This window comes from Aeromonas sp. R5-1, assembly GCF_040908265.1.
Lineage (GTDB): Bacteria > Pseudomonadota > Gammaproteobacteria > Enterobacterales > Aeromonadaceae > Aeromonas > Aeromonas caviae.
In genome coordinates this window covers 26,612-44,612 of record NZ_JBFODJ010000071.1, presented here as the reverse complement: position 1 = coordinate 44,612, position 18,001 = coordinate 26,612, and the positions used below count along the sequence as shown (strand labels likewise).

The following is an 18,001-nucleotide window of genomic DNA, read 5'->3' as shown; positions in this document are numbered from 1 at the left end:
TCTTTACCGGTTAGTGTGCTGATATGGCTCAGTCGGTAGAGCGCATCCTTGGTAAGGATGAGGTCCCCAGTTCGATTCTGGGTATCAGCACCATTAAATAAGAAAGCCTCCCAATCGGGAGGCTTTTTTGTATCTGCTTTTCAGGCCATCCATCGCAAATTGCAGTCCTGCAATGTCGCACCTTCTTGTTGCTGACATATCCTCCCTTTCTATCCCGTATGCTTTCCGGGCGGCGCTTCTCTATTAAAGGGATCCGGGCTAAGTTGTGGATTGGCAAAGACAACCACGCTTTCGAAGGGGAAAGAACATGCTGATTAGGAATGTGCGTTTGACGGGCAGGGAAGGGATGTGGCAAATCCTCTGTCAGGGAGGCGTGATCCGGGCCATTGAGCCCATGAGCACTCAGCTGCTCTCTGCCCGCGAGCTTGATGGTGAGCAAGGCCTTGTCATCCCCCCCTTTATCGAACCGCACATTCACCTCGATACCACCCAGACGGCTGGCGAGCCGAGTTGGAACCTCTCCGGTACCCTGTTTGAGGGGATCGAGCGTTGGGCCGAGCGCAAAGCGCTGCTGACCCATGAGGATGTGAAACAGCGCGCCATCCAGACGCTGAAATGGCAGATTGCGAACGGCATCCAGTTTGTCCGTACCCACGTGGATGTCTCCGACCCCAATCTGGTTGCTCTGAAGGCGATGCTGGAGGTGAGGGAGGAGATGAAGGAGTGGGTGGAGCTGCAGATAGTGGCCTTCCCACAGGAGGGGATCCTCTCCTACCCCAACGGCAAGGCATTGCTGGAAGAGTCCCTCAAGCTGGGGGCCGACGTGATCGGTGCCATCCCCCATTTCGAGTTCACTCGGGAGTACGGGGTCGAAAGTCTGCACTACGTCTTCGATCTTGCGGAGAAATATCAGGTTTTGGTGGATGTGCATTGCGACGAAATCGATGACGAACAGTCCCGTTTTATCGAGACGCTGGCAACCCTGGCCTACGAGCGCAGCATGGGCCATAGGGTGACCGCCAGCCACACCACCGCCATGCACTCCTATAACGGTGCCTATGCGTCGCGACTGTTCAGGCTGCTGAAGATGGCGGACATCAACTTCGTCGCCAATCCGCTGGTGAACATTCACCTGCAGGGGCGCTTCGACAGCTATCCCAAGCGTCGTGGCATCACCCGGGTGAAGGAGATGCTGGAGGCGAACATCAACGTCTGCTTCGGCCACGACGACGTGTTCGATCCCTGGTATCCCATGGGCACGGCCAACATGTTGCAGGTGCTGCACATGGGGCTGCATGTCTGCCAGATCATGGGCTATGAACAGATCAACGACAGTCTCAAGCTCATCGGCAGCCACAGCGCCCGCACCCTGAACGTGCAGGATCGCTACGGCATCGAGGTGGACAAGCCCGCCAACCTGCTGATCCTTCCTGCAGAGAATGGTTTCGATGCGGTGCGCCGCCAAGTGCCGGTGCGTTATTCCATCCGCCATGGCAGAGTCATCGCCGATACTCGCCCGGCCGAGACGACCCTCCATCTTGTGAATGCAGAATCGGTAGACTTTCGCCGCTAGGGTCTAGCAGGGTCGATTAATTGCCCGGCTGTCCCCTGCTGCCGACATTTTGCATAATGCCAACCTGACACTCTTGGAGACTGCTTGATGCAAACCTGGTTATTTGTCGCTGTCGGGGGCGCCTTCGGTGCCTGCCTGCGCTTTGGCATCGCCGAGCTGATGGCATGGCTGCTGGGACGCCACTTTCCCTATGGCACCCTGGTGGTCAACGTGGTGGGTTCCTTCATCATGGGGATTGCCTATGCGCTGATCAGCCATGGTCACGTGGTGGAACACCCGATGAAACCATTGCTGATGGTGGGTATCCTCGGCGCCTTGACCACCTTCTCCTCCTTTGCCCTCGACACGGTCGTGCTGGCCCAGCAAGGGGCCTATCTGAAGGCGCTGCTCAATATCGGTCTCAATCTGTTCCTCTGTCTGGCCATGGTCGTGCTGGGGATGCAGTTGGTCGCAAGCCGGGTTTGAGGTGTCCGCACGCCATCGGCTCTGGTAAACTGGCGGCCATTCTTTGCTCTATGGGTATTTGAGGGATGTCGGAACAGACTACTACTACGCATTTTGGCTATAAAACCGTGGCAGCGACCGAGAAGGAAACCCTGGTCGCCGGTGTCTTTCATTCGGTAGCGGCCAAGTATGATCTGATGAACGATCTGATGTCGTTCGGCATCCATCGCCTCTGGAAGCGCTTTACCATCGACTGCTCCGGTGTCCGCAAAGGACAGAAGGTGCTGGATCTGGCTGGCGGCACAGGGGATCTGACCGCCAAGTTCTCCCGCATCGTGGGTGAGACCGGTCAGGTGGTCCTGGCGGACATCAACGACTCCATGCTGAAAGTGGGCCGCGACAAACTGCGCAACCTGGGGGTGGCCAACAACGTCTCCTACGTGCAGGCCAATGCCGAGGCGCTCCCGTTCCCTGACAACCATTTCGACGTCATCACCATCGGCTTCGGCCTGCGCAACGTCACCGACAAGGACAAGGCGCTCGCCTCCATGTTCCGGGTGCTCAAGCCGGGTGGCCGCCTGCTGGTGCTGGAGTTCTCCAAGCCGGTGAGCGAAGTGATCGCCAAGCTGTATGATCTCTATTCCTTCAAATTGCTGCCGAAAATGGGCGAAATCGTCGCGAATGACAGCGAAAGTTACAAATACCTGGCGGAATCCATCCGCATGCACCCGGATCAGCAGACCCTGGCAGGCATGATGGAGAATGTCGGGTTCGAACAGGTTGAGTTCTACAACCTGACCCAGGGCGTGGTTGCCCTGCACCGCGGTTACAAGTTTTAAGGTCGCCTATGCCGATGGATGCCATGGTCACCGCGGTGATCGAAACCAGCCTCAACCAGTTGCTGGCCTTGGACAAACAGAGCCCGGAGCGGCTGCGCAAGCTGACGGGCAAGGTACTCAAACTGGAGCTGCGCGAGCTCAAGCCGCTCTGGTTTGTCTTCTCGGAGCGCCGTCTGGATGTGCTGGCCAGGTTTGAAGGGGAGGCGGATGCGGTGCTGAGCCTCTCCCTGACCGCCCTCGGCCTGCTCAAGGAGCCTTCCGCCCTGACCCGCTACATCCGCGAGGAGAAGCTGGACCTGAGCGGTGACCCCCAGCTGGTGCAGGCATTCAGCGCCCTGCTTGGCGAGCTCGATATCGACTGGGAAGAGGAGCTGTCCCGCTACACCGGCGACGTGGTGGCCCACACCCTGTGCAGTGGTGCCCGTCAGGCTCGCCGTTTTGTAGGGCGAGAGTTGTGCCGTTCCCAGCGTCAAGTGGCCGAGTATCTGACCGAGGAGGCGAGGCTTGCCCCGGGTCCGCTGGAAGTGGCGAGCTTCAATGACGATGTCGAAGAGCTGGCCCAACAGATGAAGGCGATCGAGTTGCGGCTTGCCCGCCTCGAACAGCAGGTGAGCTGATGACCCCGAAGGAGTTCAAACGCCTCTATCGCATCGTCAGCATCCTGCTGGAACAGGGCATCGACGAGTTGGTGCCCGCTCGTTATCAGCCCTGGCCTGGCCGTCTGGCCCGTCGCAGTCTGTTCTGGCTCAAGAACAAGCAACAAGGCATGAGCCGTGGTGCCCGTATTCGCCTCGCCTTCGAGGCCCTGGGTCCCATCTTCATCAAGTTCGGCCAGATGCTCTCGACCCGCCGAGACCTGCTGCCCCCTGACATTGCCGAAGAGCTGGCCCTGCTGCAGGACAGGGTGCCTCCCTTCTGTGGTCAGGCCGCCCGTCGCCAGATTGAAGAGAGCCTGGGTTGCCCCGTCGAGGCCCTGTTCGATGACTTCGACGAGACGCCGCTGGCGTCCGCCTCCATCGCCCAGGTGCACACCGCCCGGTTGAAGGAGAACGGCCGCGAGATCGTCATCAAGGTGATCCGTCCCGATATCGAGCCGGTCATCGAGGCCGACCTGCGCCTGATGCAGGCCCTGGCCCGTCTGGTGGCCCGTTTCGTGCCCCAGAGCGGACGACTGCGCCCCGTCGAGGTGGTGGAGGAGTATCGCAAGACCATACTCGACGAGCTCAACCTGATGCGCGAAGCGGCCAACGCCATCCAGCTGCGCCGCAACTTCACCGGTTCCGAGGCGCTCTATGTGCCCGAGGTGTTCACGGACCATTGCCGTGAGCAGGTGCTGGTGATGGAGCGGATCTACGGCATTCCGGTTTCCGACATTGCCGCGCTGGAAGCCAATGGTACCAACATGAAGCTGCTGGCCGAGCGCGGAGTGGAGGTGTTCTTCACCCAGGTGTTCCGCGACAGCTTCTTCCACGCCGACATGCACCCGGGCAACATCTTCGTCTCTTTCGAACACCCGGAGAATCCGCTCTGGATCGGCATCGACTGCGGCATCGTCGGCACCCTCAACCGGGAAGACAAGCGCTACCTGGCGGAGAACTTCCTCGCCTTCTTCAATCGCGACTACCGCCGTGTGGCCGAGCTGCACGTGGAGTCAGGCTGGGTACCGCCCGATACCAAGGTGGACGAGTTCGAGTTCGCCATCCGCACCGTGCTGGAGCCCATCTTCGAGAAACCGCTCTCCGAGATCTCCTTCGGCCACGTGCTGCTCAATCTGTTCAACACCGCCCGTCGCTTCAACATGCAGGTGCAGCCGCAACTGGTGCTGCTGCAAAAGACCCTGCTCTATGTGGAAGGGCTGGGTCGCCAGCTCTATCCCCAGCTGGATTTGTGGCAGACCGCCAAGCCCTATCTGGAAAACTGGATGCACGAGCAGGTCGGCCCCAAGGCGGTGTGGAATGCCATCAAGGAGAAGGCGCCGTTCTGGGCGGAGAAACTGCCGGAGCTGCCGGAGCTGGTCTATGAGACCCTGCGTCAGGCCCGCCATCAGCAGCACCACTTCGACCAGATGTTTGCCGATTTCCGTCGCCACAGTCGCCGTCAGGGGCAGGCCCGCTACCTCTTAGGGGTTGGAGCCAGTCTGCTGCTCGCGGGTGTATTCTTGCTGACCAAAAAACAATACATTGAGTGGGGACAAATCAGCCTCGCCGGCGCCGGGTTATGCTGGCTGCTGGGTTGGTTGCGAACCCGTTCACATTAAATAACCTGCGCCATCGGGCGCCTATCCGGAGAGAAAGTCATGGGTGGTATCAGTATTTGGCAGTTGTTGATCATCGCAGTCATCGTCGTGCTGTTGTTCGGCACCAAGAAACTGCGCGGTATCGGCGGCGACCTGGGCGCAGCGGTCAAAGGGTTCAAGAAGGCGCTCTCCGATGAGCCGGCCGACACCAAACCCGAGCAGAAAGATGCCGAGTTTCCGACCAAGCAGTTGAACGAGACGGCCAGCAACGCCGAAGCCGCCAAGCAGAAAGACAAAGATCAGGCCTAAACCATGTTCGACATCGGTTTTTGGGAACTGGTCGTCATTGGCGTCGTCGCCCTGGTGGTGCTGGGCCCCGAGCGGTTGCCGGTCGCGATCCGCACCGCCAGCCACTGGATAAGGTTGATCCGCAGCACCGCCAACTCGGTCAAGGCCGATCTGGAGCAGGAGCTCAAGTTGCAAGAGCTGCACAACGACCTGAAGAAGGCCGAACGGTTGCAGATGAATAACCTGAGCCCCGAGCTGCAGGAGTCCATCGGGCAGCTGAAGGCGGCTGCCCAGTCGGTGAATCGTCCCTATCAGGGGGAGAACGAGATCTGTCCGCCTCGGGAGCCCGCCCAGGCCGAGCCAGCCACTCCGGTGGCGGCCCCGGCGCCTGCGACCCCAGAGGTGTCACCGGTCAACAGCCAGCGAGAGAGCGAGCCTGTGCCCACCAGCGAGTCCGCAGCCAAGGGGGAGGGTAAGCCATGAGTCAGGCAGAACAACCCCTCATCAGCCATCTGGTGGAGCTGAGAACGCGCCTGCTGCGTTCCATCACCGCCATTCTGCTGGTGTTCATTGCGCTGATCTACTTCTCCAACAACATCTACGACTTCGTGGCCCAGCCGCTGCTCAGCCAGCTGCCGGAAGGGACCAGCATGATAGCGACGGATGTGGCGACCCCCTTCATCACGCCCATCAAGCTGACCCTGGTGGTCTCCTTCTTCGTGGCGATCCCTTATCTGCTCTACCAAGCCTGGGCCTTCATCGCCCCCGGTCTGTACCAGCATGAACGGCGTCTCATCATGCCGCTGGTCGCCTCCAGTGCCGTGTTGTTCTACGCCGGCATGGCGTTTGCCTACTACGTGGTGTTCCCCCTGGTGTTCGGTTTCTTCACCAGTACCGCCCCCGCCGGGGTGACGGTGGCGACCGACATCGCCAGCTACCTGGACTTCGTGCTGACCCTGTTCTTCGCGTTCGGGGTGGCGTTCGAGATCCCGGTGGCCACCATACTGCTCTGCTGGACCGGGGTGACCACCCCCAGGAGCCTGAAGGAGAAGCGCCCTTACGTCATCGTCGGGGTCTTCGTGGTCGGTATGTTGCTGACGCCGCCCGATGTCTTCTCCCAGACCCTGCTCGCGATCCCCATGTGGGGCCTGTGGGAGATAGGTCTGTTCTTCGCCCGCTTCTACGTGAAGAAAGAGGACGAGGAGCAGCAACAAACGGAAGAGGGGAGCTGAGGCTCCCTTCCTCTTTTCATGCATCCGTTCGAGGCGTATGGTAAGGCCCCATCGAGTAGATGGTTTTCAAATGCCTGATATGCACCTCGTTTGTCCGGAACCCCTGACTCCATGATCGACATCGGTTTGAACCTGACCAGCAGCCAGTTCGCCGGCGAACAGGCCGACCTGGTGGAACGCGCGCGCGCCGCCGGGGTGGAAGCCCTGATCCTGACCGGCACCGATCTGGCCGGCAGCCGCGAGAGCGCCGCATTGGCCGCCCGCTGGCCCGGTTACTGCTTCTCCACCGCCGGGGTGCATCCCCACGATGCCAAAAGCGTCGATGAGGCGACCCTGCCCGCCCTGCGCGAACTGGCGGCCCTGCCCCAGGTGGTGGCCATCGGCGAATGCGGTCTCGACTACAACCGGGACTTCTCCCCCCGTCCGGTGCAGGACGCGGTGTTTGACGCCCAGCTTGCGATCGCCGCCGAGCTCGGGATGCCGGTGTTTCTGCACTGCCGCGATGCCCATGACAAATTCGTCGAGATCCTGCGCCCCTGGTTGCCCCGCCTGCCGGGGGCCGTGCTGCACTGCTTCACCGGTTCCGACGCCGAGCTGGACGAGTGCCTGGCGCTGGGGCTGCATATCGGGGTGACCGGCTGGCTCTGTGACGAGCGCCGTGGCCAGCTGCTGCGCGAGCAGGTGGCCCGCATTCCGGCTGGTCGCCTGATGATAGAGACGGACGCCCCCTACCTGGTGCCGCGGGATCTGAAACCCAGGCCCAGACGCAACGAACCCGCTTTTTTGCCGCACATCGCCCAGGTGGTGGCGGCCTGCCGTGGTGAAGCGCCCGAGGCCTTGCTGGCCCATACCCGGGCCACCTCCGCCGCATTCTTCCAACTTCCGCTTTTGGAGTGATTCATGGCCACAACTCTTCCGGGGGCCTTCCCGGGCCGTCGCCTGCGCCGGGTGCGCAAACATGACTTCAGCCGCCGCCTGGTGCGCGAAAACGTACTGACCGTCGACGATCTCATCTATCCCGTGTTCGTGCTGGAGGGGGAGGGTCAGCGAGAGGCCGTTGCCTCCATGCCGGGGGTGGACAGACTCTCCATCGATCTGCTGCTCGAAGAGGCCGCCGAACTGGTGGCCCTGGGTGTGCCGGCGGTGGCCCTGTTCCCGGTGACGCCGCTGGAGAGAAAGAGTCTGATGGCGGAAGAGGCCTACAACCCGGATGCCCTGGCCCAGCGGGCGACCCGTGCCCTCAAGGCGCGCTTCCCGGAGCTCGGGGTCATCACCGATGTGGCGCTCGACCCCTTCACCACCCATGGTCAGGACGGCATCATCGATGACGAAGGCTATGTGCAGAACGACATCACCACCGAGATCCTGGTGAAGCAGGCGCTCTCCCATGCCGCCGCCGGGGCCGACATGGTGGCCCCGTCCGACATGATGGACGGCCGCATTGGTGCCATCCGCGCGGCGCTGGAGGAGAATGGCTTCGTCAACGTGCAGATCATGGCCTACTCCGCCAAGTACGCCTCCCACTACTACGGCCCGTTCCGCGATGCGGTGGGCTCCGCCGCCAACCTCGGCAAGAGCAACAAGGCCACCTACCAGATGGATCCGGCCAACGGAAACGAAGCCCTGCACGAGGTGGCCCTCGACATCGCCGAAGGGGCGGACAGCGTCATGGTCAAGCCGGGCATGCCCTACCTGGACATCATCCGCCGGGTGAAGGATCAGTTCGGCGTGCCGACCTTCGCCTATCAGGTGAGCGGCGAGTACGCCATGCACATGGCGGCGATCCAGAACGGCTGGCTCAAGGAGAAGGAGTGCGTGATGGAATCCCTGCTCTGCTTCAAGCGGGCCGGGGCCGATGGCATCCTCACCTACTTCGCCAAGCGGGTCGCCCAGTGGTTGAAAGAGGACGCCCGACGCTGAGGCGGGGAGTGTCCATGCCCTCACAATGCCGGCCCTCGGGCCGGCATTGTCGTCTCTGGCAGATGAAGTGCTGGTTTTATGAACAAAATGCCTGAAAAAGTGGGCAACAAGCCCGTCTCTTGGCGGCAAAGGCTTGATAAATGGGGTTTCTGCCTACATCTTAGATGGTCCAAGCAGGCTTCTGGACGGCAGGGGCTGCAGAGCATTTAGAGGTACCGCAGATGACTAACCCTTTGCTGACAATGGACTCGCTGCCTCCCTTCAGCCAGATCCAGCCCGATCAGGTGCAACCTGCCGTGACGCAGGCCATCGCCGATTGCAAACAGAAGATTGAGGATGTGCTGGCCCAGAAGGAGCCTCACACCTGGGACAGCCTGATCGCCCCGCTGGAAGAGGTCAACGACCGCCTCTCCCGGATCTGGTCCCCCATCAGCCACCTCAATGCCGTGCAGAACAGCGAGGCGCTGCGAGCGGCTCACGATGCCTGCCTGCCGCTGCTGTCCGAATTCCAGACCTATGTCGGTCAGCATGAAGGGCTCTATCAAGCCTATCTGGCCCTCTCCGAGAGCGATGACTTCCCCCGGCTGGATGATGCCCAGCGCAAGGAAATCCTGAACACCCTGCGCGATTTTCGCCTCTCCGGCATCGGTCTGCCTGCCGAGGCGCAGCAGCGTTACGGCGAGATCCAGGCCCGCCTCTCGGAGCTCGCCTCCCGTTTCAGCAACAACGTGCTGGACGCGACCCAGGGCTGGCACAAGCTGGTGACCGACGAGGCCGAGCTGGCCGGTCTGCCCGCGAGCGCCCAGGCTGCCGCGCGCCAGATGGCCGAACTCAAGGGCAAGGAGGGGTGGCTGTTCACCCTGGACATCCCCTCCTACCTGCCGGTGATGATGTACGCCGACAGCCGCGCCCTGCGTGCCGAGCTGTATGAGGCCTTCACCACTCGCGCCTCCGACCAGGGCCCCAACGCCGGCAAGTGGGACAACTCCGCCATCATGACCGAGTTGCTCACCCTGCGCCGGGAGCTGGCCCGACTGCTGGGCTTTGCCAACTATGCCGAGCTCTCCCTCGCGACCAAGATGGCGGACAAGCCGGAGCAGGTGGTGGACTTCCTCACCGACCTGGCTGCCAAGTCCCTGCCCCAAGGCAAGGCGGAGCTGGAGGAGATCCGCGCCTTTGCCGCCGAGCAGCACGGTCAGGACGAACTGGCGGCCTGGGATCTTGCCTATTACGCAGAAAAGCTCAAACAGCACAAGTTTTCGGTCTCTGATGAGCAGTTACGTCCTTATTTCCCCGCCGGTCGGGTCGTGAAGGGGCTGTTCGAGGTGGTCAAGCGGGTGTTCGGCATGAAGGTGCGCGAGCGTCTCGGCATCGACACCTGGCACCCGGATGTGCGCTTCTACGACATCTTTGACGCCGATGACGAGCTGCGCGGCAGCTTCTACCTGGATCTCTACGCCCGCGAGCACAAGCAGGGCGGCGCCTGGATGGATGTCTGCCTGGGTCGCCGCTACCGTCAGGACGGCTCCCTGCAAAAGCCGGTGGCCTACCTGACCTGCAACTTCAACGGCCCGGTGGACGGCAAACCGGCCCTGTTCACCCACAACGAAGTGGTCACCCTGTTCCACGAGTTCGGCCACGGCATTCACCACATGCTGACCCGCATCGATGTGGCCGGCGTGGCCGGCATCAACGGCGTGGCCTGGGATGCGGTGGAGCTGCCTAGCCAGTTCCTCGAGAACTGGTGCTGGGAATCCGAGGCGCTGGCCTTCATCTCCGGCCATTACGAGACCGGGGAGCCGCTGCCCGCCGATCTGCTGGAGAAGATGCTGACCGCCCGCAACTTCCAGGCGGCGATGCAGATGTTGCGTCAGCTGGAGTTCGCCCTGTTCGACTTCCGTCTGCACCAGACCTTTGACCCGGCCAGAGCGGATCAGATCCCTGCGCTGCTGGCTGAGGTGCGCAGCCAGGTCGCCGTGATGACGCCTCCGGCGTTCAACCGCTTCCAGCACAGCTTCTCCCACATCTTCGCGGGCGGCTACGCGGCGGGCTACTACAGCTACAAGTGGGCCGAGGTACTCTCTGCCGACGCCTTCTCCCGCTTCGAGGAGGAGGGGATCTTCAACCCGGCCACGGGCCACTCCTTCCTGAAGAACATTCTGGAAAAGGGCGGCTCCAGGGAGCCGATGGAGCTGTTCCGTGCCTTCCGTGGCCGGGAGCCCCAGGTGGATGCGCTGCTGCGTCACAGTGGTATCGCCGCGTGAGGTCCCGCCGCAACAGTGAGCCTCGGTTGGATGAGCTGCCGCGCCACTGCGGGAGCTTCAAGCAGGTACACATTTGCGGCATAGTGGGATCGAAACGTGATTTTTGATAGAAAAAGGGACCTTTTGGTCCCTTTTTCCAAGCCTTTTTAATATCTTGCGGAGTGCATGTTTGCACTGTCCCCGCCTCTTCAGTAGAGTCGGGTTCTACCTTCCAGGGAGAGAAAGAACCTTGCCATGAGGCGAGCACTCGAGTCTGTCTATCAAATCATCTCCAGCCTGTCTCATTCGAGTGGTCAGGGATATTTTGATGCCTTTGTGAGTGAAATCGCCAACGCGGTGGGGGCTGACTTCGTCCTGGTGTCCGGCAAGGATCAGGCGGGTCTGTTCTTTACCGTGCATGCCGCCTATCCCGCCTCCCTCGACATCAACGCCTACAGCTTCCCCCTCGCCGACACTCCGGGCGAGATCGCCATGCAACAGGGTGAAGCTTGGTTCAGTGATCGCACCCGCCAGCTGTTCCCCCACGCCGCCGTGCTGGAGCGCTGCGAGGTGAGAGCCTATGCCGGCGTCGCGCTCAAGAACGCCGAGGGAGAGACCATCGGCCTGTGCAGCGTCATGTTCAAGCGGGCCATGCCGAGAATGGAGAAGATAGTGGGCCTGCTGCGTCTGCTGGCCCCGCTCGCCGGTCGTGAACTGGCGCTGATGTATCAGCAGCGCCAGAGCCAGGAGCAGCCGGCGCAACCGGAACATCACCACTTCCTGGACACCATGATGTCCCATGCGCCCGTGGGCATCGGCAAGGTGGATCTGGGCGGCAAGATCCTCTGGGCGAACCCGGCCATCGAGAAGATGCTCGGCTACAGCCAGGAGGAGCTGCAACAGCTCACCGTTGCCGAAATCAACCATCCGGACGACTGGCAGACCAGTATTGCGCTCTACGACGCCCTCAAACGGGGAGAGCGTCCCGCGTTTACCCAGGAGAAGCGTTATCTCCATCGGGATGGGACCGTCCTGTGGGGACGGGTGACGGTGACCCTGATCCGCAACGAGCAGATGCACCCCGACTATCTGATGGTGGTGCTGGAGAACATCGATCCCATCAGGCGCCATGCGGAGCAGCTCAAGCTCTCCCACCGGGTCTATGACAACCTCTCCGAAGCCATTCTGGTGTGCGATGCCGACAGCCGCATCATCTCGGTCAATCCGGCCTTCGAGAAGATCACCGGTTACAGCGAGGAGGAGGCGTGTGGCCAGCGGCCCAGCATGCTGAAGTCCGGACTGCACGATCAGACCTTCTATGCGGACATGTACCACGCTCTGGAGCGGGTGGGGATCTGGCGTGGGGAGGTGTGGAACAAGCGCAAGAACGGCAAGCTCTATCCCCAGCAGCTGATGATCAGCGCCGTGCGGGAAGGGGGCAAGATCAGTCAGTACATCGCCATCTTCAGCGATCTTTCCCAGACCAAGCTGGCGGAGCAGAAGATCGCCGCCCAGGCCAACTACGACAACCTCACCGGCCTGCCCAACCGCTGGCTGTTCGGTCGCTGTCTGGCCCGCTTCTGCGAGCGGGGGGAGCGCTTCGCCCTCATGGTGCTCGACCTCAACAACTTCAAGGCGGTCAACAACAGCATGGATCACCATGTGGGCGACGCCCTGCTGCGGGAGGTATCGGATCGGCTGGTGAGCCGGGTGCGCACCGAGGACCTGGTGGCCCGCATCGGCGGCGACGAGTTTGCCTTCCTGGTGCCCGGCATCGTCAACCGCCGTCAGGCCGAGGTGTTTGCCAAGCAGGTGATCGGCGGCTTTGCCCGTCCCTTCATGCTGGCCAACCAGCACCTCTATGTGACCGCCACCCTGGGGATCACCCTCTGTCCCAATGACGGCGGCGACAGCGACGAGCTCTTGCGCAATGCCGAGCAGGCCCTGTTCGTCGCCAAGCGCCAGGGACGCCCCCTCGGCACCTACAACGCCTCCATGCGGGAAGAGGTGAGCCAGCGCCACCAGATGCAGCACGATCTGGCGGAGGCCATCAAGCTGGGCCAGCTGACCATGGCCTACCAGCCCATCTGGGACAACCGCAGCGGCCGGGTCGCCAAGCTGGAGGCCCTGGTGCGCTGGTATCACCCCCACTGGGGTCAGGTCTCACCGGCGGATTTCATCCCGCTGGCGGAAGAGGCGGGGCTCATCCAGGGGCTGGGTGCCCTGGTGCTGTGGCAGTCTTGCCGGGATCTGGCCAGATTGCAGCAGTCCGGCTTCCCGGATCTGCAGATGTCCATCAACCGCTCCACCCTGGAGTTCCAGACCATAGACCCGGAGGCCAACGAGTGGCTCAGGGTGATCCGCCACTTCGAGCTGGATCCGGCGGACATCATCATCGAGATCACCGAATCCCTGCTGATGGAGACCAGCGATCAGCACAGGGTGCGGATCGATGCCCTGCGCGAGGCGGGCTGCAAGCTGGCCATCGACGACTTCGGCACCGGCTACTCGGCACTGAACTACCTGCGTACCTTCCCGGTGGATCTGGTGAAGATCGATCGCTCCTTCGTGCGCCATATTCCCTTCAACGAGCAGGACCGCCTGCTGCTCGACGGCATCATCAACATCGTGCACAACCTCGGCATGCAGGTGGTGATCGAAGGGGTGGAGACCCGGGAGCAGCTCAATTTCCTCTGCCAGAAGGGGTGCGCCTTCACCCAGGGGTATCTGCTCAGCCGCCCGCTGCCCTTCGACGATCTGACCGAGTACCTGAACCTCAACCGTCAGGGAATGAACCTGGCGAATCTGACCACGGTGAGCTGACCCCCCGCTTCTGCTATCATGCCGGCTTCTGCGCCGTGATGAGTCCATGTAATGCCCCATATTCAGGTTTTCAGTGAAGTGCCCGCCCGCGATGGCGAGCTCGACGCCCTGCGCCAGCGCCTTGCCGACGTGGCGTTTCCCGCTCCCTTCGCCCTGGTGCTGACCGCATCGCGGTTGGAGCTACGCAAGCTGGACGAACCCAAGCTGGGGGCCGTCTATGTGGACTTCGTGGAAGGGGCGGTGGCCCATAGGCGCAAGTTCGGTGGCGGGCGCGGCCAGTCCATCGCCAAGGCGGTGGGATTGAAGTCGGGAGCCATGCCGACCGTGGTGGATGCCACCGCCGGGCTCGGGCGCGATGCCTTCGTGCTCGCCTCCCTCGGCTGCAAGGTGACCCTGATCGAACGCAGCCCCGTGGTGGCGGCCCTGCTCCAGGACGGTCTGACCCGGGCGGGGCAGGATCCCGAGATAGGCCCCTGGGTGCGCGAGCGGATGCAACTGCTGCAAGGCCCGGCGGTGGAAACCCTGCTGGCGCTGACCGAGCGGCCGGAGGTCATCTACCTGGACCCCATGTTCCCCCACAAGCAGAAGTCGGCGCTGGTGAAAAAAGAGATGCGGGTGTTCCAGTCCCTGGTGGGGGCGGATCTCGACGCGGATGCCCTGCTGCCGGCGGCGCTCAGGATGGCTGACAAGCGGGTGGTGGTGAAGCGGCCCGACTATGCGGGCTGGCTCAACGAGCACAAGCCCAGCATGGCCATCGAGACCAAGAGCAACCGCTTCGACGTCTACGTGATGGCGGCGCTGGCGAGTTGAGTGGCGACTGGCAGGGAATCTGAGCGTCAAACGAAGAGGGCCAACCTGATCAGGTTGGCCCTCTTGCTATTCATTGGCTGCGGGGTGGAGCGAAGTGGATCCGCTTTTCTTCCCCTTGCCAGACGAGTTCCAGGGTCGCCAGGTCCGCCAGGCTGAGGCGCTCAGCGCGCTCCAGCAGCAGATATTCGACTCCATCGCTGGCTTCTATGGTGCGGATCCTGTCCGCCCAGGTTCGTCCATCCCGGTCGGTGATCGTGACGGGCAGCTGCCAGCTGGCGGCGATCTCCAGCCAGTCGTACAGGTCACAGCTGACGGGTTGGTAATCGGCCATGGGGTGTGCGGCTCAGGCTTCCAGCAGCCGGGTGGACCAGCCCATCTTCTGCTGGCGCTCCACCTCGAGGCGCAGCTCGCTGGCGCGCAGGTAGTGCTCGTCCAGCCAACCCTTGGGCAGGGTCAGGGTCAGGGCATCTTCATCGGCTTGCAGCATGAACCTGGGCACAGTGCCCTGGGTCCGGCGCATGCAGAGGATGAGGGAGATGCGCAGGATGCGGGCCAACCGGATCGCCTGGCGACCGGTGACGGCGCCCTGTTTCTCCAGCGGCTCCAGCTTGAATTCATCTCGCTGGTTGAACAGCAGGGCCGACAGCAGCTTCTTCTGCGCGGGGGTGAAGCCCGGCATGTCGATGTTGTCGATGATGTAGGCGGCGTGCTGCGGCGCCTTCTTGTACTCGATGCACAGACCGATTTCGTGCAGCAGGGCCGCGTAGCGCAGGATCGGGCGACCGTAGCGCTTGGAGAGGCGCCAGGCCGGCTGCAACTGGGTGAACGCCTCGATGGCGGTGTCGCGGACCCGCTCGGCGTGCTCCTTGTCGAGCTGGTAGCGGCTGATCAGGCTGTCGGCGGTGCGATCCCGGGCATCACAATCGTGATTGTTGCCGAGCAGGCCGTAGATGAGCCCTTCCCGCAGGGCACCACCCGCCAGGGTCATGCTCTCGATGTCGAGGGTCTCGAAGATGGCGATCAGGATGGCGAGACCGGAGGGGAACACGGTCAGCCGTTCGGCCGCCAGCCCTTCGAGCTGCAACTTATCGAGTCTGCCGCAGGCGATGGCCTGACCCATCAGCTCTTGCAACTTGGGCAGGGTGACCCGCTCGCTCTTGCCCTGGGCCAGCATGATCTCCTGCAGCGCCTGGACGGTGCCGGAGGCGCCGACGCAGGTGCGCCAGCCGAGGACACGGTAGTCCGCAGCCACTTTCTCCAGTACCGCCTTGGCGGCGGCAATGGCCTGGTTGAAGCGCGTCTCGGAGAGCTCGCCATCACCGAAGTGGTTGTTGAGCCAGGTGACGCAGCCCATGTGCAGGCTGTTGAGCAGCTTGGCTTCGCTCTGCTCGCCGATCACCAGCTCGGTGCTGGCGCCGCCGATGTCGATCACCAGCCGGTTGCCTTCCCCTGCCGACGTCCAGGAGACACCTTCATAGATGGTCTTGGCTTCTTCCTCACCCGAGATGATCTCGATGCTGTGGTTGAGCACCCGTTCCGCTTCGCTGATGAATTCGTCGACGTTGGTGGCCAGGCGCAGGGTGGCGGTGCCCACTACCCGGATGTTGTCGGACGGGATGTCCTGCAACTGCTCGGAGAAGAGGCGCAGACAATCCCAGCCCCGCTCCATGGCGGCACGGTTGAGGCGAAAATCGGCATCGAGGCCGGCGGCGAGGCGTACCTTGCGCTTGACCTTGGTGACGGTGCGCAGGGCACCGGCGACCTCGCGCACCACCAGCATGTGAAAGCTGTTGGAGCCGAGGTCGATGGCGGCATAGAGAGGCGAGTTGTGCAACTTGGCCGATCCCTCAGTTCTTGCGGGGGGGACGACGACGGTTGTTGCTGTTGCCACCGCCCTGGCGATCCCGCATGTTGCGGTTCACCGGCTGGCGGTTGCGGAACACCCGTTTTGGTGCGGTGACGTCATCCAGCAGCGCCTCGCGGTCATACTTGCTGACCGGGATGGGGTGGTGGATGTACTCCTCGATGGCCGGCAGGTTGAAGGCATAGTCTTCACAGGCCAGGCTGATGGAGTGACCGCTTCTGCCGGCGCGGCCGGTACGACCGATGCGGTGGACATAGTCTTCGGCATCGTCGGGCAGGTCGTAGTTGAAGACGTGGGTCACGTCGGGGATGTGCAGACCACGGGCGGCCACGTCGGTGGCGACCAGGATATCCAGGGTACCCTTGGTGAACTCTTCCAGGATCTTCATCCGCTTCTTCTGCGGCACGTCGCCGGTCAGCAGGCCGACGCGGTGGCCGTCGTTCTCCAGCCAGGCGTGAACGTCTTCACAGACGTGCTTGGTGTTGGCGAAGACGATGGCTTTCTCGGGCCACTCCTCTTCCATCAGGGAGAGCAGCAGCAACATCTTGTCTTCGTTGGAGGGGTAGAAGAGCTCCTCCTTGATCCGCACGCCCGTCATCTGTTCCGGTTCGACCTGCACATGTTCCGGGTGGTTCATGTGTTCATAGGCCAGCTCCTGCACCCGCAGGGAGAGGGTGGCGGAGAACAGCATGCTCAGACGCTCGGTAGCGGGGGGCATGCGGCGGAACAGGAAACGGATGTCCTTGATGAAGCCCAGATCGAACATGCGATCCGCTTCGTCCAGTACCACGACCTGGATGTTGCCGAGATCGATGACCTTGGACTTGAAGTAGTCGATGATGCGGCCGGTGGTGCCGATCAGGATGTCGACGCCCTGTTCCAGCACGGCCAGCTGCTTGTCGTAGCCTTCGCCACCATAGGCGAGACCGAGCTTGAGCCCGGTGGAGGCGGACATGCTCTCTGCATCGTTATAGATCTGGACGGCCAGCTCCCGGGTCGGGGCCATGATGATGGCGCGGGGCTGGTTGACGAGGCGCGGCCTGGTCAGCGGATGGGTCAGCAAATAGTTGAATGTCGCCGCCAGGAAAGCCAGGGTTTTACCGGTCCCCGTCTGGGCCTGACCGGCGAGGTCATGACCTTCAACCAGCAGGGGCAGGGAGAGTGCCTGGATGGGCGTACAATAGTGAAATCCCTTTGATTCCAGACCAGCCAGAACTTCGGGTTCGAGGCCCATTTGGGCGAATTTTTCGGTCGTTAGATGTGTTTTGCTCATGGCGGTAGGTTATCAGGTTAGGCTTGCAATAATAAACAGGATCATTTCAAATAGGGCAACTATTGCCTTTGTTGAACCATCAATAAAGCCTTAATTACTGACTGGAGTTGGAGATGAGTGACAAGATTGTTCAGCTGAGCGATGCCAGCTTCGAGGCCGATGTAATCAACGCCGACAGCCCTGTTCTGGTCGATTTCTGGGCCGAATGGTGTGGACCGTGCAAGATGATTGCCCCGATCCTGAACGAAGTTGCTCAGGAATATGAAGGTCGCGTGACCGTGGCGAAATTGAACATCGATCATAACGCCGACACTCCGCCCAAGTACGGCATTCGTGGTATCCCGACCCTGCTGCTGTTCAAGAATGGTGAAGTGGCAGCGACCAAGGTCGGCGCCCTGTCCAAGACCCAACTGAAAGAGTTCTTGGACGGCAACCTGTAATAATCAAGAAGGAGCG

At 62.0% G+C, this 18,001-nt stretch carries 17 protein-coding genes and 1 tRNA gene; 15 read left to right on the top strand and 3 right to left on the bottom strand.

The annotated features are described in order from the left end of the window. The first annotated feature begins 17 nt into the window (after positions 1-17). From AB5Y64_RS10860 to AB5Y64_RS10795, 14 genes are all read left to right on the top strand, one after another. A tRNA-Thr gene (locus AB5Y64_RS10860) sits at positions 18-93 on the top strand. A gap of 214 nt (positions 94-307) precedes the next feature. After that, the gene (locus tag AB5Y64_RS10855; protein WP_039041076.1) at positions 308-1,573 is read left to right on the top strand and encodes a cytosine deaminase; all 1,266 of its coding nucleotides are present in this window, start codon (positions 308-310) and stop codon (positions 1,571-1,573) included. Positions 1,574-1,660: 87 nt separating this feature from the next. Next, positions 1,661-2,038 carry a fluoride efflux transporter CrcB gene (crcB, locus tag AB5Y64_RS10850; RefSeq protein WP_039041077.1) on the top strand — a complete coding sequence of 126 codons (378 nt, stop codon included), beginning with the start codon at positions 1,661-1,663 and terminating at the stop codon, positions 2,036-2,038. A gap of 65 nt (positions 2,039-2,103) precedes the next feature. Then, complete coding sequence (ubiE, locus tag AB5Y64_RS10845) at positions 2,104-2,856, top strand: bifunctional demethylmenaquinone methyltransferase/2-methoxy-6-polyprenyl-1,4-benzoquinol methylase UbiE (protein ID WP_039041078.1); 753 nt, start codon at positions 2,104-2,106, stop codon at positions 2,854-2,856. An 8-nt stretch (positions 2,857-2,864) separates the two neighbouring features. Further along, a complete protein-coding gene (locus tag AB5Y64_RS10840) occupies positions 2,865-3,473 on the top strand; it encodes an SCP2 domain-containing protein (protein ID WP_029313421.1) in 609 nt (202 codons plus the stop codon). Then, positions 3,473-5,113: a ubiquinone biosynthesis regulatory protein kinase UbiB gene (gene ubiB / locus AB5Y64_RS10835; protein ID WP_368203767.1), complete on the top strand. Its 1,641-nt coding sequence runs from the start codon at positions 3,473-3,475 to the stop codon at positions 5,111-5,113. Before AB5Y64_RS10840 ends, ubiB begins: the two co-directional genes overlap by 1 nt. Before the next feature lie 39 nt (positions 5,114-5,152). Beyond that, positions 5,153-5,401, top strand: a complete 249-nt coding sequence (gene tatA, locus AB5Y64_RS10830) for a Sec-independent protein translocase subunit TatA (protein WP_010672358.1) — start codon at positions 5,153-5,155, stop codon at positions 5,399-5,401. A 3-nt stretch (positions 5,402-5,404) separates the two neighbouring features. Beyond that, positions 5,405-5,863 (top strand): Sec-independent protein translocase protein TatB, encoded by a 459-nt coding sequence (gene tatB, locus AB5Y64_RS10825; RefSeq protein WP_368203765.1) that lies wholly within the window; start codon positions 5,405-5,407, stop codon positions 5,861-5,863. Beyond that, positions 5,860-6,612: a twin-arginine translocase subunit TatC gene (gene tatC / locus AB5Y64_RS10820; protein ID WP_104455029.1), complete on the top strand. Its 753-nt coding sequence runs from the start codon at positions 5,860-5,862 to the stop codon at positions 6,610-6,612. Before tatB ends, tatC begins: the two co-directional genes overlap by 4 nt. A gap of 111 nt (positions 6,613-6,723) precedes the next feature. Then, complete coding sequence (locus AB5Y64_RS10815) at positions 6,724-7,509, top strand: TatD family hydrolase (RefSeq protein WP_368203763.1); 786 nt, start codon at positions 6,724-6,726, stop codon at positions 7,507-7,509. Between the two features lie 3 nt (positions 7,510-7,512). After that, positions 7,513-8,532 (top strand): porphobilinogen synthase, encoded by a 1,020-nt coding sequence (hemB, locus tag AB5Y64_RS10810; RefSeq protein ID WP_039041081.1) that lies wholly within the window; start codon positions 7,513-7,515, stop codon positions 8,530-8,532. Positions 8,533-8,753: 221 nt separating this feature from the next. Continuing rightward, the gene (prlC, locus tag AB5Y64_RS10805) at positions 8,754-10,796 is read left to right on the top strand and encodes an oligopeptidase A (protein ID WP_042879059.1); all 2,043 of its coding nucleotides are present in this window, start codon (positions 8,754-8,756) and stop codon (positions 10,794-10,796) included. Positions 10,797-11,030: 234 nt separating this feature from the next. Then, positions 11,031-13,598, top strand: a complete 2,568-nt coding sequence (locus tag AB5Y64_RS10800; protein WP_048209339.1) for a bifunctional diguanylate cyclase/phosphodiesterase — start codon at positions 11,031-11,033, stop codon at positions 13,596-13,598. Between the two features lie 60 nt (positions 13,599-13,658). Next, positions 13,659-14,408, top strand: coding sequence for a class I SAM-dependent methyltransferase (locus AB5Y64_RS10795; protein WP_104453203.1), 750 nt, complete (start codon positions 13,659-13,661; stop codon positions 14,406-14,408). 70 nt (positions 14,409-14,478) lie between these two features. On the opposite strand, the gene AB5Y64_RS10790 is transcribed toward AB5Y64_RS10795, so the two are convergent. Genes AB5Y64_RS10790 through rhlB form a run of 3 tightly spaced genes read right to left on the bottom strand, consistent with a single transcriptional unit; the run spans position 14,479 to position 17,545 of the window. Then, positions 14,479-14,739, bottom strand: coding sequence for a Rho-binding antiterminator (locus AB5Y64_RS10790; RefSeq protein WP_041214156.1), 261 nt, complete (start codon positions 14,737-14,739; stop codon positions 14,479-14,481). Between the two features lie 12 nt (positions 14,740-14,751). Then, positions 14,752-16,242: a guanosine-5'-triphosphate,3'-diphosphate diphosphatase gene (gppA, locus tag AB5Y64_RS10785; protein WP_010672367.1), complete on the bottom strand. Its 1,491-nt coding sequence runs from the start codon at positions 16,240-16,242 to the stop codon at positions 14,752-14,754. Between the two features lie 13 nt (positions 16,243-16,255). Next, positions 16,256-17,545 carry an ATP-dependent RNA helicase RhlB gene (rhlB, locus tag AB5Y64_RS10780; protein ID WP_029313424.1) on the bottom strand — a complete coding sequence of 430 codons (1,290 nt, stop codon included), beginning with the start codon at positions 17,543-17,545 and terminating at the stop codon, positions 16,256-16,258. A gap of 113 nt (positions 17,546-17,658) precedes the next feature. Here rhlB and trxA point away from each other — a divergent pair, with 113 nt between their 5' ends. Further along, positions 17,659-17,985, top strand: a complete 327-nt coding sequence (trxA, locus tag AB5Y64_RS10775) for a thioredoxin TrxA (RefSeq protein WP_010672369.1) — start codon at positions 17,659-17,661, stop codon at positions 17,983-17,985. Positions 17,986-18,001 lie beyond the last annotated feature (16 nt).